This is a genomic window from Variovorax sp. 01N429 (genome assembly GCF_056399425.1).
Genome location: NZ_JBFTRG010000219.1, coordinates 1 through 378, shown reverse-complemented (window position 1 = coordinate 378; position 378 = coordinate 1). Strand labels below are relative to the sequence as shown.

General features: G+C 74.3%; 1 pseudogene. It reads left to right on the top strand.

Annotation, left to right across the window (positions count from 1 at the left end):
• Positions 1–378 (top strand): annotated as a pseudogene (locus AC1DSF_RS31330) (hypothetical protein); the annotation flags it as partial.

Genomic DNA, 378 nt, shown 5'->3' with positions numbered 1-378 from the left:
TCGTGACCTTCGACGCCATGTGGCGGGACTTGCTGCCGGTCGGGCGCGACGCCCGCACCGGCGGCTACCGCCGGTTCGCCTGGAACGCCGCGGACCTCGAATGCCGCGCGTGGTTCCGCACCGAGGCCGAGCGCCGCGGCCTGCGCTACGAAATCGACCGCAACGGCAACCAGGGGGCGTGGTACGGCGGTTCCGCCGCCGCCGCGGACCCGGCGTGGACGCCGGAGGACGCCGTCGACGCGGTCGTCACCGGCTCGCACCTCGATTCGGTCCCGGACGGCGGCGCCTACGACGGCCCGCTCGGCGTCATCTCCTCGCTGGCCGCGTTCGACTTGCTGATCGAACGCGGTGCCGAGTTCCGCCGCCCGCTGGCCATCG